The sequence below is a fragment of the Pseudomonas sp. FA-1 genome (assembly GCF_056856075.1).
The window spans coordinates 24,053-48,703 of sequence record NZ_JBWXTH010000006.1; the positions used below are offsets into that span (position 1 = coordinate 24,053).

Annotated in this window: 18 protein-coding genes; 7 read left to right on the forward strand and 11 right to left on the reverse strand. The window is 64.9% G+C overall.

Features of this window, described 5'->3' with window-relative positions; genetic code table 11:
- A complete protein-coding gene (locus AC1MHZ_RS12425) occupies window positions 1-2,076 on the reverse strand; it encodes a TonB-dependent receptor family protein (protein ID WP_482966412.1) in 2,076 nt (691 codons plus the stop codon).
- A 32-nt stretch (window positions 2,077-2,108) separates the two neighbouring features.
- A complete protein-coding gene (locus AC1MHZ_RS12430) occupies window positions 2,109-2,879 on the reverse strand; it encodes an HpcH/HpaI aldolase family protein (RefSeq protein WP_084855729.1) in 771 nt (256 codons plus the stop codon).
- 211 nt (window positions 2,880-3,090) lie between these two features.
- On the opposite strand from AC1MHZ_RS12430, the gene AC1MHZ_RS12435 reads away from it, so the two are divergent.
- Window positions 3,091-3,483, forward strand: a complete 393-nt coding sequence (locus AC1MHZ_RS12435) for a GFA family protein (RefSeq protein ID WP_084855728.1) — start codon at window positions 3,091-3,093, stop codon at window positions 3,481-3,483.
- Window positions 3,484-3,535: 52 nt separating this feature from the next.
- Here AC1MHZ_RS12435 and nhaB read toward each other — a convergent pair whose 3' ends face one another.
- A complete protein-coding gene (nhaB, locus tag AC1MHZ_RS12440; RefSeq protein WP_482966413.1) occupies window positions 3,536-5,038 on the reverse strand; it encodes a sodium/proton antiporter NhaB in 1,503 nt (500 codons plus the stop codon).
- Between the two features lie 150 nt (window positions 5,039-5,188).
- Between nhaB and AC1MHZ_RS12445 the strand changes: the two genes are divergently transcribed.
- Both AC1MHZ_RS12445 and nudC read left to right on the forward strand, forming a co-directional pair.
- Entirely contained in the window at window positions 5,189-6,001 is an 813-nt protein-coding gene (locus AC1MHZ_RS12445; protein ID WP_482966414.1) for a crotonase/enoyl-CoA hydratase family protein, read from the forward strand.
- Between the two features lie 36 nt (window positions 6,002-6,037).
- The gene (nudC, locus tag AC1MHZ_RS12450) at window positions 6,038-6,868 is read left to right on the forward strand and encodes an NAD(+) diphosphatase (RefSeq protein WP_084855725.1); all 831 of its coding nucleotides are present in this window, start codon (window positions 6,038-6,040) and stop codon (window positions 6,866-6,868) included.
- Here nudC and AC1MHZ_RS12455 read toward each other — a convergent pair.
- From AC1MHZ_RS12455 to AC1MHZ_RS12470, 4 genes are all read right to left on the reverse strand, one after another.
- Window positions 6,836-7,615 carry a TSUP family transporter gene (locus tag AC1MHZ_RS12455; protein WP_084855724.1) on the reverse strand — a complete coding sequence of 260 codons (780 nt, stop codon included), beginning with the start codon at window positions 7,613-7,615 and terminating at the stop codon, window positions 6,836-6,838. The genes nudC and AC1MHZ_RS12455 overlap by 33 nt on opposite strands.
- Before the next feature lie 209 nt (window positions 7,616-7,824).
- Window positions 7,825-9,180: a glutamine synthetase family protein gene (locus AC1MHZ_RS12460; protein ID WP_084855723.1), complete on the reverse strand. Its 1,356-nt coding sequence runs from the start codon at window positions 9,178-9,180 to the stop codon at window positions 7,825-7,827.
- 9 nt (window positions 9,181-9,189) lie between these two features.
- Window positions 9,190-9,768, reverse strand: coding sequence for a helix-turn-helix domain-containing protein (locus AC1MHZ_RS12465; RefSeq protein WP_324815589.1), 579 nt, complete (start codon window positions 9,766-9,768; stop codon window positions 9,190-9,192).
- Window positions 9,761-11,050, reverse strand: a complete 1,290-nt coding sequence (locus AC1MHZ_RS12470) for an NAD(P)/FAD-dependent oxidoreductase (protein WP_482966415.1) — start codon at window positions 11,048-11,050, stop codon at window positions 9,761-9,763. The genes AC1MHZ_RS12465 and AC1MHZ_RS12470 overlap by 8 nt, the downstream gene beginning before the upstream one ends.
- Before the next feature lie 166 nt (window positions 11,051-11,216).
- Here AC1MHZ_RS12470 and AC1MHZ_RS12475 point away from each other — a divergent pair, with 166 nt between their 5' ends.
- The 4 genes from AC1MHZ_RS12475 (at window position 11,217) to AC1MHZ_RS12490 (ending at window position 19,219) form a co-directional block, all read left to right on the forward strand.
- On the forward strand, window positions 11,217-15,935 hold the full coding sequence (locus tag AC1MHZ_RS12475) for an NEL-type E3 ubiquitin ligase domain-containing protein (protein WP_482966416.1): 4,719 nt from the start codon (window positions 11,217-11,219) through the stop codon (window positions 15,933-15,935).
- A gap of 94 nt (window positions 15,936-16,029) precedes the next feature.
- Window positions 16,030-16,917 (forward strand): LysR substrate-binding domain-containing protein, encoded by an 888-nt coding sequence (locus tag AC1MHZ_RS12480; RefSeq protein WP_084855793.1) that lies wholly within the window; start codon window positions 16,030-16,032, stop codon window positions 16,915-16,917.
- A gap of 95 nt (window positions 16,918-17,012) precedes the next feature.
- Window positions 17,013-18,122 (forward strand): agmatine deiminase, encoded by a 1,110-nt coding sequence (aguA, locus tag AC1MHZ_RS12485; protein ID WP_482966417.1) that lies wholly within the window; start codon window positions 17,013-17,015, stop codon window positions 18,120-18,122.
- Window positions 18,122-19,219, forward strand: a complete 1,098-nt coding sequence (locus AC1MHZ_RS12490; RefSeq protein WP_084855718.1) for an extracellular solute-binding protein — start codon at window positions 18,122-18,124, stop codon at window positions 19,217-19,219. Before aguA ends, AC1MHZ_RS12490 begins: the two co-directional genes overlap by 1 nt.
- A 119-nt stretch (window positions 19,220-19,338) precedes the next feature.
- Here the strand turns inward: AC1MHZ_RS12490 and AC1MHZ_RS12495 are convergent, their stop codons facing one another.
- From AC1MHZ_RS12495 to purB, 4 genes are all read right to left on the reverse strand, one after another.
- Complete coding sequence (locus tag AC1MHZ_RS12495; protein ID WP_084855717.1) at window positions 19,339-21,300, reverse strand: DNA topoisomerase III; 1,962 nt, start codon at window positions 21,298-21,300, stop codon at window positions 19,339-19,341.
- Between the two features lie 244 nt (window positions 21,301-21,544).
- On the reverse strand, window positions 21,545-21,979 hold the full coding sequence (locus tag AC1MHZ_RS12500; RefSeq protein ID WP_084855716.1) for a GNAT family N-acetyltransferase: 435 nt from the start codon (window positions 21,977-21,979) through the stop codon (window positions 21,545-21,547).
- Window positions 21,972-23,138: a ribosomal protein uL16 3-hydroxylase gene (locus AC1MHZ_RS12505; RefSeq protein ID WP_084855715.1), complete on the reverse strand. Its 1,167-nt coding sequence runs from the start codon at window positions 23,136-23,138 to the stop codon at window positions 21,972-21,974. The genes AC1MHZ_RS12500 and AC1MHZ_RS12505 overlap by 8 nt, the downstream gene beginning before the upstream one ends.
- Before the next feature lie 81 nt (window positions 23,139-23,219).
- Window positions 23,220-24,590 carry an adenylosuccinate lyase gene (gene purB, locus AC1MHZ_RS12510; protein WP_084855714.1) on the reverse strand — a complete coding sequence of 457 codons (1,371 nt, stop codon included), beginning with the start codon at window positions 24,588-24,590 and terminating at the stop codon, window positions 23,220-23,222.
- Between the last annotated feature and the right edge of the window lie 61 nt (window positions 24,591-24,651).

A 24,651-nucleotide genomic window follows, 5' to 3' on the forward strand; every position in this document is an offset into this window, starting at 1 on the left:
TTAGAAGCGGTAGTTCACGCCGAGCGTGACCGTGCGCCCGGGCGCCGGCTGGCGTCCCCATGGGCTGGTGTCGATCCCACGGAAGTAGTACTGGCGGTCGAACAGGTTGCTGATGCCAGCCGAGGCGGTCAGCACGCTTTGGTTGGGCAGCTTGAATTCACGTTCGATGGCGGTGTTCCATACCCAGTAGGCGGGCAGTCGGCCGACCGAGGCGTTGGCATTCTCGTCATGGCTATTGGCCGCGTCGGTGAAGGCCTTGCTGACATAGAGGCCATCGAGGCTGTAGGTCCAGGACTCAGCGAAGCGATAGCGGCCGTCGAGGATGACCTGGTGCTTGGACGCGTAGGGCACGTCATTGCCGCTGTACTGGCCGCTGCGCTGTTCGGCGTCGAGGAAAGCGTAGCCGGCATGCAGCTCCAGGCCACGGATGGCCTCCGGCGACCAGAAGACTTCGGTCTCGAAGCCCTGGTGGCGGGTGCTGCCCAGGTTCACGAAGCGGTCGGTGCTGGCGTTGTATTCGATCTGGTCATCGAAGTCGATTCGGTACAGGCCGAAGTCCACCCGCAGGTTTTCCCGTGGGGTATAGCGCACGCCGGTTTCGTAGTTCCAGGCGATCTCCGAGTCCACCGCGCCTTCCTTGACGATCTGCGTGACCTGTGGCGGGCGCAGGGAACGCTGGGCGTTGGCGTAGACGAACCATTCATCGGTGGCCTGGTAGCCGATAGTCAGGCCTGGCAGCCATTCCTTGGCCTTGTTGGTGCGCTTGAAGCCGGTGACCGCATCGGAGTAGTCCATGGTGGCATTCTCGTAACGCACGCCGGGGGTGATGGTCAGGCGGCGGTCGAGCAGGCTGATGGCGTTGCTCAGGTAGAAGGCCTTGGCGTCGTTGTCGAACTGCCAGTCGCGGAACACGCTGGTATTGCCGGTGGCCAGGCTCTGGCGGTCGACGCGGTAGTCGACGTCCTCGCTGACGTAGCGCGCACCCAGCAGCCAGGTCTGGCCTACGGTGTCGCCGTCGATGCTCATGCTCAGGCGTGGTTCGCTGCCCCACACCTTGAAATCACGTGGGCCGTCCTGCTTGGTGACTGCTTCGCCATCGGGGGTGAACGGCAGGCCGACGACAAAGTTGCGATAGCTGTTGTGGGCGAAGTTGGTCCAGCTGAACTCCACCGAATCGAACGGCCCCATGGCGCCCAGGTATTGGGTATAGGTACCCCAGACGCGGTCGGTGTCGCCTTCGAAGCGGTCCAGGGGGCGGGTGGACTGGCGTGGGTCGTCCTTGTAGTCCTTGACGCTGAGCGCGCCAGCCAGGTCCATGTCAGCGACATAGCGCTGGATGCCGAAGCTGAACTCGCGGTCGTCATCGATGTTCCACTGCCCGCGCAGGCGATAGTTCTGCACGTCGGTGTCGGAGTGTTCGCGGCCGTATTCACCATTGCTGGTGTTCAGGTCCAGTTGCAGCCCGAAGTTATCGGTCAGGTAGCCGCCGGTGCCCAGGTAGCTGTCCCACAGCTGGCGCCCGCCCGGGGCGAAGGTGGTGCGCTCCTGCAGGGTGGTTTCCCACTTGCGCGGGATGGGCTTGCTGATGAAGTTGATCACCCCGCCGACGTTGTTGGGGCCGTACTGCACGGCCGCGCCACCGCGCACGATGTCGATGCGGTCCACCGTGGCCAGCGTCGCCGGGAACAGCGACATGCCAGTCTGGCCATAGGGGGCCAGCGCCAGCGGGATACCGTCGGACAGCGCCTGGATACGGCCGCTGCGGCTCTCGTACAGGCCACGCACGGAAATCTGCGGCAGCGCGCCGGTACCGGTCTCGTCGAAGATCTTCACCCCCGGCACCCGCTGCAGGGCATCGTCCAGGCCGCGCACGCTGCCTTTCTTCAGGTCCTGTTCGTCGACGACGCTGCGGCTGCCGCTGTAGGTAAGCACTTCCGGCGCGCTGGCCTTGCCCAGGACATCGCCCTTGATGACCATCGGTTCGACGACGATCGGATCGTCTTGCTCCGCGGCATGAGCGATACCGACTGCGAGCAGGCTGAGGGGGAGAGCGAGTAGATGGCTTGTTGTTTTCATTCGTACTGGCAACTGCTTGTGGCTGGAAAGGATCAGGTGGTGGGTTGCAGCTCGGCCAGGCGCTTTTTCAAGGCGCCGTGCAGCAGGCCGCGGTCTTCGCCGGCCAGGTAGCTGCGGATACCCAGGGCTTGCCAATGGCGATGCTGCTCCGGGGTACGCGGGTTGGCGCAGAACGGGACGCCGGCTTGCTGGCAGGCACTGGCCACCTCCTGCAAGGCCTGCCAGACCTGCGGATGCAGGGGGTCGGGGCCCAGCTGCAGGTCCAGGGCAAGGTCCAGTGCGCCTTCCAGGACCATGCCGATGCCGGGCAACTGGAGGATGTCGGGCAATGCGCGCAGACCGGCGGCGCTTTCGATCATCGGCACGATGGGGCAGGCCTGGTTGGCCTGCTCGATGTAGTGGGGCAGGGGCAGGCGGCCGAAGCCGGTCACCCGGCCACCAGTGATGCCGCGACGCCCCAGGGGCGGAAAGAATGCAGCCTCGACGGCGCGGGCGACCTCGGCCGCGCTTTCCACCCGGGGCAGTACCACCGCCTCGACACCGGCATCGAGGGCGCGACCGATCAGCTTGGGATCGACCTCGGGAACGCGCAGCCAGGGCGATACCCCGGCAGACTCGCAGGCCCGCACGCAGTGCATCAGTTCGTCGCCGGCGCGCAGCAGGTGTTCCATGTCGAGGATGAGGAAGTGATAGCCGGCGAGGGCGATCATTTCGCAGAGCCAGGGAGAGGGGACGGAATTGAGCAGGCCATAGGCGTTTTCGCCATTCCTTAGCCTTGCCAGTATGGGTGAGGGTCGAATCATCCTGAACGAACTCCCTGACGAATTTTTAGCGAATGATAACGACTCGCAAATAAATGTAAATTACATTTTTGTTATTTTTCTGAAATGCATGATGGCTAAAAGCCGTATGGTACGGGGGTTCCAGACGGTTTCGCGTGACGTCGACAGGGAAGGTACAGGCGTAGGGCTATCCTTTCATTGACGTCAAGATCACGGCGAAAGGAGGTCGGATATGCACCTGTTCACAGGCGGTTGCCTTTGCGGCCAGGTTCGTTTCGAGGCTTCGGGTGAGCCTTACAGGGTAGGGATTTGTCATTGCCTCGATTGCCGCAAGCACCACGGGGCACTGTTTCACGCGTCGGCGATTTTTCCTGAAAAGGCGGTGAAGGTCGAAGGGCGGACGGGCGACTATGCCGGGCGGTTTTTCTGCCCGCGCTGCGGGTCGTCGGTGTTTTCGCGAAGCGGGGACGAGGTGGAGCTCCACCTGGGCGCGCTGGATGCGCCGGACCAGTTCACGCCGACCTATGAAAGCTGGACCGTTCGGCGTGAAGGGTGGTTGCCGGCGTTCCCGCTCGCCCGGCATTACGCGGGCGACCGGGAAGGGACGGGGCGCACCGAAAGCTGATCGAGTCGTGCGCATATGCCAAGGCATGCACTGGGCAATGTAGGAGCGTTCCTCAGAGCCAGTAGGTCACCGCCCACCACCCCAGTCCGCCCATGACCACGGTATAGGGCAACGCCATCCACACCATCCGCCCATAGGACAACCGCACCAGCGGCGCGATCGCCGAGGTCAGCAGGAACAGGAACGCCGCCTGCCCGTTGGGCGTGGCCACGCTGGGCAGGTTGGTGCCGGTGTTGATCGCCACCGCCAGCGTCTCGAAATGCTCGCGGTTCATGGCGCCCTCGAGGAAGGCCTGCTTGACCTCGGTGATATAGATGGTGGCGACGAACACATTGTCGCTGATCGCCGACAGCAGGCCGTTGGCCAGGTACAGCATGCCTGGCTGCTGTTCGGCGGGCAGGGCCAGGACCCAAGTGATCAGTGGATGGAACAGCTGTTGTTCATGGATCACCGCCACCACGGCGAAGAACACCACCAGCAGCGCGGTGAACGGCATGGCGTCCTGGAAGGCGCGGCCCAGGCGGTGTTCATCGGTGATGCCGGTGAAGGCGGTGATCAGCACGATCACCAGCAGGCCGATCAGGCCCACTTCGGCGACGTGCAGGCCCAGGCAGACGATCAGGATCAGTGCGGCAATGCCCTGCACCAGCAGGGCCACGCGTTGGGCCTGGGTGCGTGCTGCGTCGTCCTCGGCGGCATATCGGGCCAGCACCTGGCGCACGCGTTCGGGCATCAGGGTGCCGTAGCCGAACAGGCGCAGCTTTTCCAGCAGTACGCAGGTCACCAGGCCTGCGGCCAGCACCGGCATCGACACCGGCGCGACCTTGAAGAAGAACTCGCCGAAGTGCCAGCTCATTTCATGGCCGATCAGCAGGTTCTGTGGCTCGCCCACCAAGGTGCAGACGCCCCCCAGGGCCGTGCCCACGGCGCCATGCATCAACAGGCTGCGCAGGAAGGCGCGGAACTGGTCCAGGTCTTCGCGGTGCAGCTGGGCGACCTCATGGTCGCTGTCCAGCTGCGAATCCTCACGCGGGTTGGCTCCTGAGGCGACGCGGTGGTAGACCGCATAGAAACCAACCGCGGCGCTGATGATCACCGCCGTCACCGTCAGCGCATCGAGGAATGCCGAGAGAAAGGCCGACAGCACGCAGAACAGCAACGACAGGACCGCCTTGGAGCGCACGCCCAGGAGGATCTTGGAAAACAGGAACAGCAACAGCTCCTTCATGAAGTGGATGCCGGCCACCATGAACATCAGCAGCAGGATCACCGGGAAGTTGTGCAGCAATTCCTCATAGAGTGCTTCAGGCGTGGTCATCTTCAGCAACAGCGCTTCGACCAGCAGGAGGCCGCCCGGCATCAACGGGTAACACTTGAGCGCCATCGCCAGGGTGAAGATGAATTCGATCACCAGCACCCAGCCGGTGACCACCGGGCCGAGGGTGGTCAGCAACAGAGGGTTGAGCACCAGGAACAGGCAGATGACCGCCTTGTACCAGAGCGGCGAGTGGCCCAGGAAACCGCGGGCGAAGGCGCCGGTCAGGGAACGGGACATGAATTTGTATCCTTATGATTCAGCAGTGGCGCAAAGTGCCCGATGCGCGCGTTGGGTGCAAGGCGTTCAGTCCCGCTTTTGGCACAAGCGCGGCCTTGTGGGTGCGTTATAGTCCGCTGCGTGAATATTGTTACGTAAGGAGTGCCATCTGTGACCGAGTATCGCGCGTTCAAGGTTGAACTGACCGATAACATCGCCCATGTGCAGATCAACCGCCCGGAAAAACTCAATGCGATGAATGCCGATTTCTGGCAGGAGATCCGCGACATCTTCCAGTGGGTCGACGACACCGACGCGGTGCGCGTGGTGGTGCTCAGCGCCGCCGGCAAGCATTTCTCCACCGGTATCGACTTGGCCTTGCTGGCCCAGCTGGCCGGGCAGATGGGCAAGGACGTGGGCCGCAACGCACGCCTGCTGCGGCGTACCATCCTCGGCCTACAGGCGTCGTTCAATGCCGTGGACAACTGCCGCAAGCCGGTGCTGGCGGCGATCCAGGGTTATTGCCTGGGCGGGGCGATCGACTTGGTTTCGGCTTGCGACATGCGCTATTGCAGCGCGGACGCACAGTTCTCGATCAAGGAAATCGACATGGGCATGGCGGCGGATGTCGGCACCTTGCAACGTTTGCCGCGTATCATCGGCGATGGCGTGATGCGTGAGATGGCCTATACCGGTCGCAACGTGGCGGCGGCCGAGGCCCAGCGGATCGGGCTGGTCAACCGGGTGTTCGACGATCAGGCTGCGCTGCTCGACGGAGTCTTTGCCTTGGCGGCGCAAATTGCGCAAAAATCGCCGATTGCCGTGGGCGGCACCAAGCAGATGCTCAACTACATGCGCGACCATCGCATCGACGATGGCCTGGAGTACATCGCCACCTGGAACGCCGCCATGTTGCAGTCCGAAGACCTGCGGGTCGCCATCGCGGCCCACATGAGCAAACAGAAACCGACGTTCGCCGACTGACCGGGCCGGGGGACGCGCTTCAAGGAACCCCCGAACATGTCAGCACGCTGGACTACCGCAGTACTCGACCCGCAGATCACCGGCGGCCTGGCCGTCGCCCGCGGCCCGGAAGGGTTCCTGGTGGATGACGACGGCGCGCTGTTCCCCCGCCAGTGGCTCAAGGGCCAGGACCTGGACGTGCTGTGCGAGCACGGCATCGGCTACCTGGACGGCCAGCCGGTGTTCCTGCTCGAGCTGCGCGCCACTGCCCAGGTGCCGGGCTGCACCTGGCGCGGCCTGCGCCAGTTCATGCTCGAAGGCGACATGCAGACCTACACGGTGCTGGGCTATGCCGCGCAGATCGGCACCTGGGCCCGCGAGCACCGTTTCTGCGGCAGCTGTGGCCAGCCCATGGCTCAGATTCGCTGGGAGCGGGCGATGTACTGCCAGCCGTGCGACCTGCGCAGTTACCCGCGCATCTCGCCGAGCATGATCGTGTTGATCACTCGCGGCGACGAGGTATTGCTGGCGCGCTCGCCGCGCTTCGTCACCGGCGTGTACAGCACCCTGGCCGGCTTCGCCGAGCCTGGCGAGTCGGCCGAGGACTGCCTGGTGCGCGAGGTGCGTGAGGAAGTGGCGGTGGAGGTCAGGAACATCCAGTACATCGGCAGCCAGTGCTGGCCGTTTCCTCATTCGATGATGCTGGGCTTTCACGCCGAGTACGCCGGCGGCGAGATCGTCATGCAGCCGGACGAGATCGAGGACGCCCAATGGTTCAATGTGCACGACCTGCCGCCGCTGCCGGCCGGGCGCTCCATCGCCCGCTACCTGATCGACCTGTATGTGGCCCGTCGCCTAGGCCTGCCCGAACCAGTGCTGCCACACTAGGCGCACGGTCAGGGCCAGCACCACGGCGATGAACACCGGGCGGATGAACTTGCTGCCGCCGCTGATCGCCGTGCGGGCGCCGAAGAAGGCGCCGACCATCACCGACAGGCCCATGGCCAGGCCGACGATGTAGTCCACCTGCCCGGAAACGATGAACACCGTCAGCGCAGCGATGTTGCTGACGAAGTTCATGCTGCGCGCCACACCGCTGGCACGGACCAGGTCGATGGGGTAGAGCAGCAACGTGCTCACCGTCCAGAACGCCCCGGTGCCGGGGCCTGCCACGCCGTCATAGAAGCCCAGGCCGAAGCCCTGCGGGAACTGCCATTTCTTCTTGATCGGCACGTCGGCGTCCAGCGGTGCCTTGGGCGTACCGCCGAACAGCAGGTAGACGCCGCAGGCGAAGACGATCACTGGCAGCATCTTGTTCAGCCAGTCGGCGGGCATGAAGTGCGCCGCCACGGCCCCGAGCAATGCGCCGACCAGGGTGCCCAGCAACGCCGGGCGCCATTGCGCCGGGTGGAACAGCTTGCGGCGGTAGTAGGTGAAGCCGGCGGTGGCCGAGCCGAAGGTGGAACTGAGCTTGTTGGTGCCCAGCACCAGGTGCGGCGGCATGCCGGCGGTGAGCAGCGCCGGCGTGGTGAGCAGCCCGCCGCCGCCGGCGATGGCGTCGATGAACCCGGCGACGAAGGCGACCAGGGCAAGGATCAGCAGGGTGAGCGGTTCTACGGTGAGTTCGAAGGGCATGGGGGGCTTTGGCAGGCTGGGGAGACGGCGAGGGCCGCGCTAGAGGGGGTACATGGTAATCGGCACACGAAGCGGTTGCCAATCGGGCCTTTGGGGCTGCGTTGCAGCCCTTTCGCGGCACAAGGCCGCTCCTACACGGTACTGCGGTGTTCCTGAGCGGCCTCGTGCCGCGAAGGGGCGCGCAGCGCCCCCAACCAAGCCCACACCTATCAGAGGAACCAGCGATATTCCCGCGCACTGACCTCATGCATGAACGCCAGGTGGTCCTGGCGCTTGTTTTCGCAATAGACCATCACGAACTCCTCGCCCAACCCCTCGTTCACGGCCCGGTCGCTGCGCATCGCCGCCACGGCGGCGAGCATGTCCTTGGGGAAGTCGATGCCGCTGTCGCGGTCTTCGTTGAGCGGTGCGATCGGCTCCTGCGCGGCATCGAGCCCATGCTCCATGCCGCACAGGATCGCCGCCAGCACCAGGTATGGGTTGGCGTCGGCCCCCGCCAGGCGATGCTCGATGCGCAGGTTGCGGGCATCGGACTCGGGGATGCGAATGCACGCATCGCGGTCCTCGAAGCCCCAGCTGGCGCGGCTGGCAGCATTGACCATAGCGCCATAGCGGCGAAACGCATTGTGGTTGGCGGCGAAGATCGGCATGCAGTGCGGCAGCAGCGCCAGGCAACCGGCCACGGCGTGGCGCAGCGGGCGCTGGCTGTCGGCGGCCAGCAGGTTGTTGCCGGCCTCGTCGTAGAGGCTCACATGCACATGCATGCCGCTGCCCGGTGCATGCAGGTAGGGCTTGCTCATGAACGAGGCGCGCAGGCCGTGCTTGAGGGCAACGCCTCGGGTGCTGCGGCAGAACATGGCCGCCCAGTCGGCTGCGCGCAGGCCATCGTCGCAATGGCCGAAGTTGATCTCGAACTGGCCAGGGCCGAGCTCGGCGGTGATGACGTTGGCGTCCACACCTTGGGCATTGGCTGTATCGACCATGTCCCGTAGCACGTCGGAGAACCGCGATAGGCGCTCGATGTGCATGTTGGGCTGGTCGTCGGCATCGTCGCTGAACGGGTCGTGGGGGAACTGTGGCAGGCCTTCTTTGAGCGCACGGTCGAACAGGTAGAATTCCAGCTCGAAGGCCACCACCGGGCGGATGCCCCGACGCTGCAGGCGCTGTAGCACGCGGGCGAGCACTTCGCGGGGCTCGAACTCGATGGGCGTGGCGGTGCCGTCGGAGGTGATGAGCATCTGCCCCAGGGGCTCGCGCTCCCAACTCACGGGCTTGAGGGTGCCGGGCACCAGGCGACGCGGCGCGTCCGGGTCGCCGTCGGCGAAGCAGTAGTCGCCGATCGGGAACAGCCCACCCTGCACACCCAGCAGCACGCAGTTCTGGGGCAGCTTCAGGGGGCTGCCGGCGGCGACCTTCTCGAGCATGTCCACCGGGTAGCGTTTGCCATAAAAATGCCCGGGGATATCCAGGCTGATCAGGTCCACATGGCGTACATCGGGGTGTCGGGCGCGGAATGCGCGAACTTCACTGAGCAGGTCGGGAACGCTTTTTGTTGTCATTGTCATGCTGTGCTCTCAACGGAATACCCAGAGGACGCGGGTCGTCTGGTCGGTCAGGTTGGCGTAACGGAACTGGCTGTGCGGCGGCAGCTGGAAACTGTCGTTGGGGCCAAGGGTCACCGGCTCGTCACGGCCTTCCAGCCAGACAGTCAGTTGCCCTTCGAGCACGAACCCGCCCTGTTCGGAGCTGTCGTCCAGGTGCCCCTCGCCACTGCTGGCGCCGGGCGCCAGGTGGCTTTCGAGCATGGAGAAGCTGCCGGTGAGGGTGGGCGAGACCAGCACGTCGGTGACGCCCTCGGCGTAGTAGATGGTGCGCCGCTCGCCGGGACGGGTGACCCAGCCCAGCGCCCGGGGCTGGTTGGCCTGGTAGAAATAGGTGGTCGGGACGTGCAGGGCTTCGCTGATGGCGGTGAGGTCCGCCACGGTCGGCCGCGACAGGCCGCGTTCGACCTGGGACAAAAAGCCCAGCGAGCGGTTGACCCGGCTGGCCAGCTCGCCCAGGGTCAGGCCCCGGTGCTTGCGCAGGTCGCGGATCAGCAGGGCCAGGCCCTGGATGTCTTCGTCGGTGCGCCGTGCGGCGTTGGCTTCAGACATGGTCGCGCAACCTGTACCAGGCCTTGGCGGCGGCCTCCAAGGGCGCGGCCATCAGCTCCCCGCCGGGGAAGCGGCCGTTGTCGATGTCCTGGTACAGGCCCAGCAGGCCGTCATCGCCGAGGATCGCATCGCTGACCGCTCGCGCTCCGGCCAGGGTCGGCAGCACGCCGTGGCCGGAGAAGCCTTGCAGCCAGTAGCGCTGGCCCTGGCGGCCGATGTCTGGGGTGCGCTGGATGCTGCAATCGATATGCCCGCCCCAGGCGTAGTCCAGGGCCACACCGGTGAGCTGGGGGAATACGCGTTCCAGGTACGGGCGGGTGGCGCTGGCGACATCCTTGGGGATACCACCCAGGTAGGTGCAGCCGCCGCCGAACAACAGCCGGTGGTCGGGGGTCAGGCGGAAATAGTCGGGCACGAACTGGTTGTCGATCACGCAGCTGTTACGCGGCAGCAGCGACTGGGCGAAGTCCGGCTCCAAGGGCGCCGTGGCCACCTGGTAGGAGCCCACCGGCAGCAGGCGGCGCGAGAGGTTGCGGTCGAGGCGGTCGATATAGGCATTGCAGGCCAGCACCAACACCTGGCTGCGCACCTCGCCGTGGCCGGTGCGGGCGACGAACCCTGCGGCGCTTTCGTGGTAGTCGAGCACCTGGCTCTGCTCGAAGATCCTGCCGCCGGCGGCCTCGATGGCCGCGGCCAGACCCTGGGCCAACTTCAATGGATTGAGATGGGCGCCGTTGGGGTCGTACAAGGCGGCCTGGTAGCGCGGGCTGTCGATCCATTCGGGCAACTCGTCGCGGCGGATCAGGCGCAGGCAGTCGTAGCCCCATTTCTGTTCCGCCTCGCGCAGGGCTTCTTCGAGCAGCTTCACCCGGCGAGGCATGACGGCGGTCCACAGGCTGCCGACCCGGTAATCGATGTCGAATCCGTGGCGCCCGGGTAGGTCGCGCAGCTCTTCGGCGGCCCAGCACATGCTGTCCCAGAGCCGACGTGCCCGCTCCACGCCCAGGGCCTTTTCCAGGGGCGGCATGTCGCACGACCAGCCCAGCAGGGCCTGGCCGCCGTTGCGCCCGGAGGCTGCCCAGGCCACCCGGCTGGCTTCCAGTACGGCCACACGCTTGCCGGCCAGGGCCAGGCGCAGGGCGGTGTGCAAACCACTGAAGCCTGCGCCGACGATCAATATGTCGACGTCCAAGATACCCTGCAGGGTAGGGCGTAAAGGGAGGGTGTCGGGATAGGTCTGGGCGTAATAGCTGGCGACGTGCTGCGCGGATTGCTTGAACATGCAGGCCTCGTGAAATTTGTTTTTATTTATTTCATGAAAAAATAGCAGATAAATTTCATAGCGCCAGCGGTGCACGACCGAATGCACTGGGTATTAGCTATCTATCCGTTGTCAGGCGTTACCAGTGGTTAGCCTGCGCTCTCCATTCTCAGCGGGAGATACCCCCATGGCTGCCACCGGACGCAGGAAGCCTACGGTCGATACGCTGGCCATTGCCCAGCACTTTCAGGACCAGCGGATCGTCAAGCGATTGCCGCCCTGGGTCATCGACATCCACGCCATGTTCTACCCGGTCTTCGTCGATGCGCTGGTGACTGGCCTGGAGTGTCGCCTGCGCCTGCAGACGTTATGGTCGGGGGTGGAAAAAATCGACGTGTTCGCCAAGCGCAAGCTGCAGGAGCGCATGCGCGAGGACTATGGCGATGCTGTCGACATCGACCAGTTGTATTTTCGCCAGCAGTATCACTTCATTTCCCCTAGCACCGGTGTCTGGGCGGGGCACTACCCGCTGCAGGACCGTGACGAGCTCGACATCCCCCTGATCACCGCTGCGTTGCATAATTTCCAGGAGAAAGAGACGCGGCCCGACGGGCAGCCCAAGCGCAACAAGCTGGTCGATGCACAGGGCAATGAGGTGGACCGGCCCAGTGCATTGGAGTTCGCCAAGTTGTGCCGCGAGCTCGACCACGGCCAGCAGTACCAGAACCATCTGAGTGCCATGCTCGATGCGCCCGCTGCTGCAGGTGAACGGGATTTCAAGACTGCCTTGGCCGAGCTGCAGCGCTCATCGATGACGGTCGATGCATTCAAGGCCTACAGCGAAAAGATACTGTCCTGGTCTGAGCTGCAGGTGGTGATCCGCTTGCATGAAAGTGCAGAACCCGGATCGTTGGACGGGTTGCCGGTGACTGCCAAGCAGTTGCGTGCATTCGGATGCGACCTGCAACAGATCGTCGTGCTCGATGCCGTCAAGGGCGGCTTGGGGGGGTATTCCAGCAAACGGGTTTTGGTCTACATCCCCGATGATCCGGTCAGCCCGTGGTGTGCGGCAGACAACCTCGATGCATTCGCCCGCAAGATCCTGGGCAAGCGTCTGCGAAACGCCGAGTATCGGCATTTCTTCAGCCGCTTCGTGCTCCATCGCGACAGGCCCTCGTTCTTCAGCAAGGTCATCAAACGTCTGGGAGACGTCGCGGACTGGGCCACCCGCGACCTGGACGAGCACATGAAGGCCTACCCGAAGCCGTTGTTCGAACACCTGGCAAAAGCGCGCATCGCTCAGATCAAGGAAGACGCGGCGACCCTGGCAGCGCCTGTCGCCAGGATCGACCGTGCCAAGCAGGAGGCCTACCACGCCTGGCTCGAAACCGCAGGCTGGACGTTGTTGGGCATGGCAGGGCTGTTCGTGCCCGCCATTGGCACTGCGCTGCTCGCCGTGATGGCCTGGGAGCTTCTGGAGCAGGTGTTCCAGTCCGTCAAGGATTGGTACGAAGGGGATACCAAGGCAGCCCTCGAGCACGTCACCAATGTGATAGAAGAGGTCGCGATCCTTGGCGTGTTGAGTGCAGGTGAGATTGCCCTGCGCTCGTCCTGGAACCGTGCGGCGGCGGTGGACCGGCTGGTGCCGACCTTGCTGGAGGATGGCAGCGAGAAACTGTGGAACCAGGACCTGGCACCCTTTCGCAGCGAGCCGCCGCCTGAGCAGGCGCTCGCGGACGAGCGTGGCATCCAGACGCTGGGCGAACAGCAGTGGATCGAGTTGGACGGTCATCACTACGAAGTCGCTCAACGCAACGAAGACACCTGGCATTTGCGCACCCAGGACCGCGATTCGCCGGTGGTGATGCGTAACGGCGCAGGCCAGTGGTACGTGCCAGGCGAGCAGACGGACCTGGTTGTCTACCGCAGTGCGCCACCGCCCAGCGAGGCAACGCCCGACGCGCAAGGCATCCATGGCCAGGGCGAGCTGCGCTGGATAAACATGCAAGGGCGTTTCTACCAGGTGTGGCAGGACACGGCCGGAACCTGGCGCCTGCGTGCCCGTGACCGTCATGCGCCGCAAGTGGTGCACAACGGGGCCGGTGCCTGGCGACTGTGGAGCGAGCAGCCGGGCGAGTGGGACGACACCCACAGGATGTTCCGTCGCCTGGGCGGCCTGTTCCGGTTGCTCTCGACCGAGCAGATCGAGCAGGTCATGGCCCTGCATGGGCTCGGTGCGGACGATCTGCGTGGGTTGCATGTCTATGGCCGGGCGCCGGACGGCGAGCTGGTCGATACGGTACAGCGTGTGGTACTGACCAACCGCGTCCGGGACCTGATGAGCGGTTTGCGGCAAGGGCGGTCTGACCTCGACCAGGCCCTTCTGACCCAGGCACGCAGCTATGTGGCCGTCGATGTGGTGGATGACGAAGGCCTGGCCGATGCGCTATGGGCGCAGCGGCGAGGCTTTGTGCAGCACCTGTACGACGCGCTCAACCCGCTGGACGCCGAGATGCAGGTCTTGCGCCGGGACTTTGCCAGCCTCCATCGCCGGGCGGCGGAGCAGGTGCTGGAGACGGCAAGCGAAGAAGAGCGCCAACGCTTGATCGATACCGGGCAGGTGCCGTGGCGCCTGGCCGAGCTGGCCCGTGCGCACAGTTTGCGCATTCGGGGCGCCCGGGCCTTGGAGGCATTGTGTTTCGACACCCCGCAAACCCTGGACCTGGCCAAGGTCGTACTCAGGCTGCTGGCGAACCTCCCGCACATGACGAACGGAGCGCGTTGGGCGCTGTTCGACGGCGAGGGGCTGGGGCCGTTGTTGATGACGTCGGGCCAGGGCCCGCTCTACCGCCTGGTTCACCTGGAGGGTCAGTTCCTGCTGACCGACGCACAGGGCCAGGCCTTTGGCGAGGCCGGCGAACTGTTCGAAGCCCTGGCCGATGCCTTCGACGAGACCGAACAGGCTGCCTTTGGCCGTGAACAGCCCTTTGCCCAGGCATTGCGGGCTTGGCTGGTGAACAGGGTGGTCCTCAACCGTGAGGAGATGCTCAGCGTGTTGGGTGGGCATCAGCCCGCCGGTGCCTTCCTGGCGCCTCTGCAACTGAGTGATGGCCGTATCGGCTACCCGCTCAGTGGCGGCTGGTTCCGGATAGGGGCTCGCAGGCCCCGCGGGATCGCCGCACGCGTGCGACATCTGTACCCGGATTTCAATGACCAGCAGATCGAACAATGGATCGTGCAGGTACAAGAGCAGGAGCGGGAAGGGGGTGTACAAGCCGTCCTGGACGATCTGGATGAACAATATCGCGAATTGCGTCGAACGCTCAGGCGTTGGCAATGGGCAACTATCAGCCCAGCGGAGCGCAGGTGCCGGCGGATGGTGCAGGAGGGGTTGATCAATTGCTGGCGGCATCTGGTCCCGGAGCAGGCCAGGCAGGAGATTGACTCCGTCTATATGCTCTCCTATGGCGGTGAAGGCATGAGTGCATTGAAAAGCCTGCCGAGCTTGCCGGACCGGATCAAGTTCCCGCATGTGAGTGTGCTGGCGTTGCGTAGTGTGCGCCTGGAACGGATCCCTGATGGGTTCCTGCAGGCCTTTTTCAACCTGCGAGGCTTGGAGATCACCAATTGCCGACTGCGTGAGCTGCCGTTGCACCCGATATTCGTCAACCAGCTGGAGGTGCTGGACCTTTCGGGCAATCGCATCGTGCTCAACAGGCTCCAGGCTGAGCGAATAGCCAGATGCCGTGCGTTGGTGTACCTGAATCTTTCGAACAATCCGTTGTACACGGCGCCCTCCGTTGCCGGCATGCCCGACCTCAATACACTGCTGCTGCGGGACGCCAAGTTGCTGACTGTGCCGCAGGGGGTGGTGCAGCACCAACGCCTGAGCAACTTCGATATCCGCGGCAACGAACTGAGCGATGTTCCGGCTGATCTCACGCGATCGTTGGTGTGGCGCAACGGGCGGGTGCGTATCGAGCACGAAGCGATCGACACTGCTGCCCAGCAACGCCGATGGCATGAGCCAGACCATAGCCGTGTATTGCAGCGCCTGCGCTGGCAGGATTTCGTTGCCCCGGCTGCACGCGACGATATGGCCATGGATTGGCCTCACGTGGAAACATTGACCGAGAGCCGGAACTTCTTTCATCTGGTCGCGCAACTGTCGACGTCCGAGGGTTTTGCCTGGGATGCCTCGGCCCGAGACCTGGCCAACCGGGTGGGGCAGATGCTCGTGGTGATGCGGGACAATCCCGATATCCGTCAGGAGCTGCTCGCCAACGCCTTGGCGCAGACCTGCCAGGACAACGCCATGCTGTGCTTCCTCAATCTGGAAGTCCGGGTGCGTGTCTGGAAGGCGTTGTCCAGCGACACTGAGAGTGCCCGGGCGTTGTTGGCGCTGGCAGGACAGCTCTGGCGCCTGGATCAACTGGACGACTTCGCCTACAGGCATGCGCAGCAACTGGCCAATCGGGGCAACGAGTCCATCGAGGTGACTTTGGCGTTTCGCCTGGAGCTCAATGACCGACTGGACCTGAACCTGGAGCAGGTGACCATGGATTATCGTCCCTTGGCCGATGTCACGGACGAGGATGTCGAGCGGGCAGCGTTGCAGGTGCAAGCGGACCAGCTGGAAAGCACTTTGGTCGTCTGGATCACCGAACAGCCTTTCTGGAACCGCTACCTCGATGAACGCTACCCAACGATGTTCGAAGTACCGGATGCCCAGCATGCTGCGTTGGAGCGGTTGTTCGAGGCGCAGGCGCCACGGGAGGTGATCGATCGGATGCAGGAAGAGATCAACCGGCGTGAGCTGGAGGTGCGTATGGACCTGACGCGCAAGGCCCTGAGAAAACACGCACGCGACTGGAAAGTGCCCATCACGTTCGACTTGGAGCCCTGAGCGGCTTGGTCGCGCATGGGCAGCGTCGTACGGTGACGGGCCGAGGATACTGTGCTATATGTCCCGCTCCGATTGCCGTTGCGCAAACCTGCCCATGCGCCGCCTGCCTTCCCTGACCGCCCTGCGCACCTTCGAGTGCGCTGCCCGCCACGGCCATTTCGGCCGTGCCGCCGCCGAGCTGTGCGTGACCGACAGTGCGGTGAGCCACCAGATCCGCCAGTTGGAAGATCAGCTCGGCGTTGCGCTGTTCGAGCGGACAGGCCGGCAGGTGCGGCCCAGTGCCGAGGCCGAGCGTCTGCTGCATCACCTGCAGCAGGCCTTCGAACTCATCGGCAAGGCCTGTGACGAACTGCGCGACCCTGCATCCCAGGCGGTGCTAAGGGTCGCAGTGACGGCAGAGCTTGCGCAGAAATGGCTGGTGGCCAGGCTCGCCGATTTCAGCAGCCGCTACCCGCACATCACCCTTCATTTGCTCGAACAGCCCATCGATGCCGGCGCTCCGGCGGTGGATGTGGACATCGCCATCACCTATGGCACCAGTGCGCTGGATGCCAGCACCCATTTCGTCCGGCCCTTGCCGCTGTTGCAATTCTTCCCGGTGTGCAGCCCCGGGCTGTTCAACCAGGGTGGGCTGAAGCGGCCGCGCGACCTGGTGCGCCATTGCCTGCTGCATGACGACCAGGACGGGCGCACCTGGACCACATGGCTGGCGACCCATGCCGAGGACGCCTTGCCCACCCGCCAGTTGTACTTTCCCCATGCGGCGCTGGCCCTGGAAGCCGCTGTGCTGGGGCAGGGGGTGGCGATGGGCGACAACCTGACCTGCCAGGCCGACCTGCAAAGTGGTCGTCTGGTGCGCCCGTTCAGCGCCAGCGTGACAGCCCAGGGCCAATACGCGCTGGTGTGCGAGCGGCTGCGCCTGGAGCGGGGCGCTGTGGCCCAATTCATCGAATGGTTCATCGAACAGATTGCCGAATCCTGAATTCAATTCACCTATCGTGAAATTTTCATCGTTGGAAGGGCGCGGCGGGCCGGCGTAGCGTGCAGTCATCACTCACCGATGACGAGGTTCGACCCATGGCGCGTACGCTGACCACCACTCCCAAGGCCGATGGTTTCCGCCTGCCCGGCGAATTCGAGCGCAAGGCGCGCTGTTGGCTCGGTTGGCCGGAGCGCCCGGATGTATGGCGCAACGGCGGCAAGCCTGCCCAGAAGGTCTGGGTCGATATCGTCACCGCCATTGCCTCCAGCGAGCCGGTGACCGTGTGTGCTTCCGCTGCCCAGTATGCCAATGCCCGGCGCTTGCTGCCGGCCCAGGTGCGGGTGGTGGAGATGACCTGCAACGACACCTGGTTCCGTGACAGTGGTGCGTGCTTCGTGGTCAACGAGGGCACTGGCGAAGTGCGTGGCGTGGACTTCGAGTTCAACGCCTATGGTGGCCTGGACGGCGGCCTGTACTACCCATGGGACAAGGACGACCAGATTGCCCAGAAGATGCTCGAAATCGAAGGCCTGGACCGCTACCGCGCGCCGCTGATCGCGGAACTCGGCGGCATCCAGAGCGATGGCCAAGGCAGCTTGCTGACCACCGAGCAGTGCCTGCTCAACCGTAACCGCAATGCTCATCTGGGCAAGGAGGAAGTCACCCGCAGGCTCGAGGACTACCTGGGCGCCGAGCAGGTGATTTGGCTGCCGCGTGGCTGCAAGTTCGACGAGACCGACGGCCACGTGGACGACCTGGCGTGCTTCGTGCGTCCGGGCGAGGTGGTACTGCAATGGACCGATGACCGCAACGACCCGCAGTGGGAAATCTACCAGGAGGCCTACGATATCCTGCGCAGTACCCGTGACTGCCGTGGCCGTGAGCTGAAGGTGCACAAGCTGCCGCAACCCCAGGTGCTGGAGTGGACCGCCGAGGAGGCCGCAGGCCTGGACCAGGTTGACGGCACCCACCTGCGCCAAGCCGGTACCCGCATCTGCGCCTCCTACATCAACTATTACGCCGGCAACTCGGCCATCGTCGTGCCGCTGTTCGGTGACCGCAACGACAGCGTGGCCCAGGCCACCCTGGCCGAGCTGTTCCCCGACCATCGCATCATCGGCATCGAGAATTCCCGGGAAATCCTGCTCGGCGGCGGCAACGTCGCCTGCATCACCATGCCGCAATACGCTGCCGGAGGCCGCTGATGAACGCGCGCCCGCTGGCCCTGGCGGTCGCCCTGGGCTGTTGTGCGTCGGCGGCCCAGGCAGCCGACGCACGACAGCCGACCGTCAACCTGTACATCTGGGGCGAGTACCTCGCGCCCGATACCTTGAGCAACTTCGAGAAGCAGACCGGTATCCATGTGGTGGCCGACCACTTCGACTCGCTGGAGACGGCCGAGACCAAGTTGCTCACCGGCGGCAGCGGTTACGACGTGGTGCTCAGCGCTGGCCAGCATTTGAGCCGGGCGATCGCCAGCGGTGCCCTGCAACCGCTGGACAAAAGCAAGCTGCCACACCTGGCGGGCGTCGGCGAGGAGTTCCGCCAGCACATGGCAGTGTTCGACCCGGGCAACCGCTATGCCGGTACCTATGCCTGGGGCACCACTGGGGTGGGCTATCAGGCGCAGGCAGTGGCGGCGCGGCTCGAGGATGCGCCACGCGACAGCTGGGCGATGCTGTTCGACCCGCAGGTGGTGGCGAAATTCGCCGATTGTGGGGTGAGCCTGCTCAACGACCCCAACGAGGTGTTCGCCGCGGCGATGCGCTACCTGGGGCTGGACATCAACCAGCAGCGCATGGAAGACCTGAAGGCCGCCGAGGCGCACCTGCGCAAGGTCCGCCCGTACATCCGCTATTTCGACAACGACCGCAACATCAACGACCTGGCCAACGGCGAGACCTGCGTGGCGATGTCATGGAATGGCAACGTGGCCATCGCCCAGGCCCAGGCCCAGGCGGCGGGCAAGGGGTTCAGCCTGGACTACAGCATTCCCAAGGAAGGCACGCTGATCTGGCTCGACGCCCTGGTGGTGCCCAAGGATGCGCCGCATCCTGACGCCGCCTGGAAGCTGATGGACTACCTGATGCGGCCAGAGGTGATCGCGCCGATCACCGATACCATCCACTATGCCAATGCGATCACGGCTGCGGACCGCTTGGTGGACCCGCAGATCCGCCAGTCGCCGGGGACCTACCCACCTGCCGAGGTGAGGGCTCGGTTGTACAGCAAGAATGACAATGGCAAGCAGTTCAACCGCGAGCTGACACGGGCGTTCAGTCGGCTCAAGAGCGGGACCTGAGGCTGGGGTTCGCCTACCCCGGCGCAATCGCGGGGCAAGCCCGCTCCCACAGACGCTGGAGACAGTGCGATCCTTGTGGGAGCGGGCTTGTCCCGCGATAAGGCCAGGCAGGCGATACATTAGCTGGAGGCCTTGCGCCGTGGCTGCCTTGGCTTGCGGCTGGTGGTTTTGTTCTCGGTACCTTTCCCGGAAGCGCGCCGCTTCTTCTTCCAGGGGGCCCCTTTCCCCCCAGCCGGCACCGGCGGCCCGCTGATGGTCAGGCGCATGCCGCTGCAGCGCTGTACCAGCTTGCCCATCCATGCCGACTGCCGGGCGACGAATTCCTCCAGGCTCATCTCACCGCTCTGCACCATGTCCAGCGCCTGTTCCCAGATGGCCGTGGTGCCCGGGTCGGCGATGGCCCGGGGCACGGCATCGATCAGGCTGAACGCCGCTGGCGTGGCGGACAGGGCCTTGCCGTGCTTGACCAGATAGCCGCGGTCGAGCAGGCCCTGGATGATGCTGGCGCGGGTGGCCTCGGTGCCGATGCCGGTGGTTTCCTTGAGCTTCTGCTTGAGCAGTGGGTCGTCCACCAGCTTGGCCACGTTCTTCATCGCCTTGATCAGGTCGCCTTCGGTGAAGGGCTTGGGTGGCTGGGTCCACAGGTCCTTGAGCTGCAGGCCATGCACGGCGCAGGCCTGGCCGTGATGCAACGGCGGCAGCACTTGCGCGGGCGGTGCTTCGCGGCCCTTGGCGGGTGTCAGCGCCTCGGGCAGGGCGCGGCGCCAGCCAGGCTCGACGATCTGCTTGCCCACCGCGCGCAAGGCGTGGCCGACGCAGTCGAACTCGGCCTGGGTGCGGTCGTATTCATGGTTGGGCAGGAACTGCGCCAGGTAGCGGGCGCGGATGAGGGTGTACACCGCCTTGTACTTGGGCGGCAGACGCGAGGGGTCGCTGGCGGCGGCGGTGGGGATGATACCGTGGTGGGCGCTGACCTTGGCGTCGTTCCAGGCCCGGGAGCGGCGTTGCGGTTCCAGGTGCGGCTGCAGTGGCGCGAGGCTGGCGTCGACGCGTTGCAGGGCCGCCAGGATCGCGGGGGCCTCGGCATGCTGGCTGAGCGGCAGGTAGCCGCAATCACTGCGCGGGTAGGTGATCAGCTTGTGGGTTTCGTACAGGGCCTGGGCGATGTCCAGGGTTTCCTGGGCACCGAGGCCGAGCTTCTTCGAGCACACCTCCTGCAGGGTGCCCAGGTCGAAGGGCAGGGGCGCGGCTTCGCGTACGCGCTCGGTGGCGACCTTGGTCACCTGGGCGCTGCCGGCGGCGCCGATGGCGGCTGCGGCCTGCTGGGCCAGGGCCTGGTTCAGGCAGCGGCCCTGGTCGTCGCAGGCGTCTTCAGGCGCGCGCCACTGGGCATTGAAGACGCTCCCGGCGCTTTCCAGCTGCACCTCGATGGCCCAGTAGGGCACGGGCACGAAGTCGGTGATACTGCGGTCCCGGTCCACCACCAGCCGCAGGGTCGGAGTCTGCACCCGGCCCACCGGCAATACGCCCTGGTAACCGGACTGGCGGCCGAGCAGGGTGAATAGGCGGCTCATGTTCATGCCGATCAGCCAGTCGGCGCGGGAGCGGCCCAGGGCCGAGTGGTACAGGCTGAAGGTGTCCTGCCCTGGCAGCAGGCGCGCCAGGGCCTTGCGGATCGAGGCGTCGTCCAGGGCCGAAAGCCACAGGCGCTGGATCGGCCCGCGGTAGCGGCAATGTTCCACCAGCTCGCGGGCGATCATTTCGCCTTCTCGGTCGGCATCGGTGGCGATCACCAGCTCCCGGGCTTCGCCCAGCAGCCGCTTGACTGCCTTGAACTGGCTGGCGGTCTTGGGCTTGACCAGCATCTTCCATTTTTCCGGGATGATCGGCAGGTCGGCCAGGTTCCAGCGCTTGTAGCGTTCGTCGTAGCTGTCGGGCGGGGCGGTTTCGAGCAGGTGGCCGATGCACCAGGTCACGCAGACGTCGGTGCCTTGCCAGCAGCCGTCGGCCTTGCGGTTGGCGCCGAGGACCTTGGCGATGTCTTTTGCCTGGGAGGGTTTTTCGCAGAGGAACAGGCGCATGGCCGGAAGTGCTTCATCGGAAAATGATGAGCACTAGAATGCGCAAGCCAGGGCGTGTAGGCAAGCTTTATCTGGATGGATATACAGTTTTCGGGTGGGCGCAGACCTGTAGGAGCCGCCTTGTGCCGCGAAAGGGCCGCAAGGCGGCCCCAGGTTCGAGCGTCGTCGCACAAGGCGACGGGGCTGCGATGCAGCCCTTTCGCGGCGCAAGGCCGCTCCTACAACAGGTGCTGGAGGCGCAATCTCAGGCCGGCTCGCGAGAGTCGCGCACCATGTCCACATGGGGAATGCCGGCTTCGAGGAATTCCTCGCTGACCACCCGGAAGCCCAGGCGCTCGTAAAACGGCGTGGCATGGACCTGGGCGCTGAGCATCTGTTGCTTGAGGTCGCGGTTCTGCGCCTCGATGATCACTGCGCGCACCAGCATGTCGCCGACCTTCAGGCCGCGCCAGTCCTTGAGTACCGAGATGCGACCGATGGTACCGTCGGGCAGCAAGCGGGCGGTGCCGATCGGGTAGTCGCCCTCCAGGGCCAGGAAGTGCAGGGCGTCCTGGTCCTCCGCGTCGAACTCCAGCTCTGGCGGAATGTGCTGCTCGGCAACGAACACCGCTTCGCGGATACGGCGGATATCGGCGTTGTCTTTGTGCCAGTCGGCGAGGCGAACGCTGATCTTATTCATTGGCAAACCCCAGGCTTCCTTGTTTGACCAGTTGGCAGAGCAGTGTCAGGCCTTCTTCGTCTTCCAGCCACTGTACAAGGTTTTCGATGTGCAGGGCGTCGGCGGCGCACACCAGCTTCAGCAGCTCGCGCAAGTGGCCCGAGAGCAGGCGGCTCTGGCCGCTGGCGAACAGCAGTAGGTTATCGTCGACCTCCGACCAGGCCAGGCGCGCGCTGGGGTTGCGGATCAGGATGGCGCCCTGTTCCAGGCTGTCGACCAGGTCGTCTTCGCTCAGCTCCTCGCCGGACACCAGCTCCGGGTAGCGCGGCTCGGTCATGAACTGGCCGAACCAGGTCAGCAACAGGCGCTCGTCACCCATGTGCTCGGCCAGCAGGGCCTTGAGGCGGTCCAGGGCATCGTGCTGGATCTGGTGCGGGTCGCTGGCCGGCTGGGCGTCGGCGTCGCTGTAGCGCTCTTCTTCGGGCAGGAACTGGCTGAGGAAGTCGGTGAAGTGGGTCAGCACTTCGGCGGCGCTCGGGGCGCGGAAACCTACCGAGTAGGTCAGGCAGTCGTCCTCGGCCACGCCGTAGTGGGCCAGGCGAGGCGGCAGGTAGAGCATGTCGCCGGGCTCCAGGGTCCACTCGTTGCTCTGCTCGAAGTCGGCGAGGATGCGCAGGTCGGCGTGCTCGATCAGTGGGCTGTCGCTGTCGCACATCTGGCCGATCTTCCAGTTGCGCTTGCCATGGCCTTGGAGCAGGAACACGTCGTAGTTGTCGAAGTGCGGGCCGACGCTGCCGCCGGGCGCTGCGAAGCTGACCATCACGTCGTCGATGCGCCAGCTGGGCAGGAAGCGGAAGTGTTCCAGCAGTTCGGCCACTTCCGGCACGAACTGGTCCACTGCCTGGACCAGCAGGGTCCAGTCACGCGCCGGCAGGTCGGCGAAGCTGTCCTCGGCGAACGGGCCGCGGCGCAGCTCCCAGGGGCGCTCGCCGTGCTCGAGCACCAGGCGCGACTCGACTTCCTCTTCCAGGGCCAGGCCGGCCAGCTCGTCGGGGTCGAGGGGGCTTTCGAAGTCCGGGAAGGCCTGGCGCACCAGCAGGGGTTTCTTCTGCCAGTAGTCACGCAGGAATTCACGGGCTGTCAGGCCGCCGAGCAGCTGCAGTGGAGTATCAGGATTCATGTTCAACCTATTGAAAAAACGTAGTTTTTATCCGGGAATAAAAACGCCCGGCCAAGCCGGGCGTTGAACGCGAGGATCAGCTTAGATGCGCTTGGCCTGCGCTGCGGCGTTACCGATGTAGGTCGCCGGGGTGAGCAGCTTGAGCTCGGCCTTGGCTTCGGCCGGCATGTCCAGGCCGTCGATGAAGGTCAGCAGCGCGTCAGGGGTGATGCCCTTGCCACGGGTCAGCTCCTTGAGCTTCTCGTAGGGGTTCTCGATGTTGAAGCGACGCATGACGGTCTGGATCGGCTCGGCGAGCACTTCCCAGCAGGCGTCCAGGTCGGCGGCGATGCGCTGGGTGTTGATTTCCAGCTTGCCGATGCCCTTGAGGCTGGCTTCGTAGGCGATGACGCTGTGGGCGAAGCCCACGCCCAGGTTGCGCAGCACGGTGGAGTCGGTCAGGTCGCGCTGCCAGCGGGAGATCGGCAGCTTGCTGGCCAGGTGCTGGAACAGCGCGTTGGCGATACCCAGGTTGCCTTCGGAGTTCTCGAAGTCGATCGGGTTGACCTTGTGCGGCATGGTCGAGGAGCCGATTTCGCCGGCGACCGTCTTCTGCTTGAAGTAGCCCAGGGAGATGTAGCCCCACACGTCGCGGTCGAAGTCGATCAGGATGGTGTTGAAGCGGGCGATGGCGTCGAACAGCTCGGCGATGTAGTCGTGCGGCTCGATCTGGGTGGTGTAGGGGTTGAACACCAGGCCCAGCTCGTCCTCGATGAAGGCGCGGGCGTTGGCTTCCCAGTCGATCTGCGAGTAGGCCGACAGGTGGGCGTTGTAGTTGCCCACGGCACCGTTGATCTTGCCCAGCAGCGGCACGGCGGCGACCTGGGCGATCTGGCGCTCCAGGCGGTAGACCACGTTGGCCAGCTCCTTGCCCAGGGTGGTCGGCGAAGCCGGCTGGCCGTGTGTGCGCGACAGCATCGGCACGTCGGCGTACTGGTGGGCCAGGGCGCGGATGGCATCGGCGATCTGGCGCATCAGCGGCAGCAGCACGTCGTCACGGCCGGCGCGCAGCATCAGGGCGTGGGACAGGTTGTTGATGTCCTCGCTGGTGCAGGCGAAGTGGATGAACTCGCTGACCTTGGCCAGTTCCGGCAGGGTCGCGGCCTGTTCCTTGAGCAGGTATTCGATGGCCTTGACGTCGTGGTTGGTGGTGCGCTCGATTTCCTTGACGCGTTCGGCGTGCTCGAGCTTGAAATCGGTGGCCAGGCTGTCCAGCAGGGCGTTGGCTTCGGCGGAGAACGCCGGCACTTCGCCGATCTGCGGGTGGGCGGCCAGGCGCTGGAGCCAGCGCACCTCGACCAGGGCGCGGAAACGGATCAGGCCGAATTCGCTGAAGATGGGGCGCAGGGCCTGGGTTTTGCCGGCGTAGCGGCCGTCTACAGGGGAAACCGCAGTGAGCGAGGAGAGCTGCATGGGGTGTTCTCGGACAGTCAGGCTTTTGGAAGGGCGCATATCATACATGAAAATTGCGCCG

Bases quoted from the DNA above. Each gene is read 5' to 3' on its own strand.
- AC1MHZ_RS12465 (WP_324815589.1), bottom strand. From the start codon at position 9,768: ATGTCTGAAGCCAACGCCGCACGGCGCACCGACGAAGACATCCAGGGC.
- nudC (WP_084855725.1), top strand. From the start codon at position 6,038: ATGTCAGCACGCTGGACTACCGCAGTACTCGACCCGCAGATCACCGGC.
- AC1MHZ_RS12470 (WP_482966415.1), bottom strand. From the start codon at position 11,050: ATGTTCAAGCAATCCGCGCAGCACGTCGCCAGCTATTACGCCCAGACC.
- AC1MHZ_RS12430 (WP_084855729.1), bottom strand. From the start codon at position 2,879: ATGATTCGACCCTCACCCATACTGGCAAGGCTAAGGAATGGCGAAAAC.
- AC1MHZ_RS12455 (WP_084855724.1), bottom strand. From the start codon at position 7,615: ATGCCCTTCGAACTCACCGTAGAACCGCTCACCCTGCTGATCCTTGCC.
- AC1MHZ_RS12490 (WP_084855718.1), top strand. From the start codon at position 18,122: ATGAACGCGCGCCCGCTGGCCCTGGCGGTCGCCCTGGGCTGTTGTGCG.
- AC1MHZ_RS12475 (WP_482966416.1), top strand. From the start codon at position 11,217: ATGGCTGCCACCGGACGCAGGAAGCCTACGGTCGATACGCTGGCCATT.
- AC1MHZ_RS12480 (WP_084855793.1), top strand. From the start codon at position 16,030: ATGCGCCGCCTGCCTTCCCTGACCGCCCTGCGCACCTTCGAGTGCGCT.
- AC1MHZ_RS12500 (WP_084855716.1), bottom strand. From the start codon at position 21,979: ATGAATAAGATCAGCGTTCGCCTCGCCGACTGGCACAAAGACAACGCC.
- AC1MHZ_RS12495 (WP_084855717.1), bottom strand. From the start codon at position 21,300: ATGCGCCTGTTCCTCTGCGAAAAACCCTCCCAGGCAAAAGACATCGCC.
- AC1MHZ_RS12460 (WP_084855723.1), bottom strand. From the start codon at position 9,180: ATGACAATGACAACAAAAAGCGTTCCCGACCTGCTCAGTGAAGTTCGC.
- nhaB (WP_482966413.1), bottom strand. From the start codon at position 5,038: ATGTCCCGTTCCCTGACCGGCGCCTTCGCCCGCGGTTTCCTGGGCCAC.
- AC1MHZ_RS12435 (WP_084855728.1), top strand. From the start codon at position 3,091: ATGCACCTGTTCACAGGCGGTTGCCTTTGCGGCCAGGTTCGTTTCGAG.
- AC1MHZ_RS12505 (WP_084855715.1), bottom strand. From the start codon at position 23,138: ATGAATCCTGATACTCCACTGCAGCTGCTCGGCGGCCTGACAGCCCGT.
- aguA (WP_482966417.1), top strand. From the start codon at position 17,013: ATGGCGCGTACGCTGACCACCACTCCCAAGGCCGATGGTTTCCGCCTG.
- purB (WP_084855714.1), bottom strand. From the start codon at position 24,590: ATGCAGCTCTCCTCGCTCACTGCGGTTTCCCCTGTAGACGGCCGCTAC.
- AC1MHZ_RS12425 (WP_482966412.1), bottom strand. From the start codon at position 2,076: ATGAAAACAACAAGCCATCTACTCGCTCTCCCCCTCAGCCTGCTCGCA.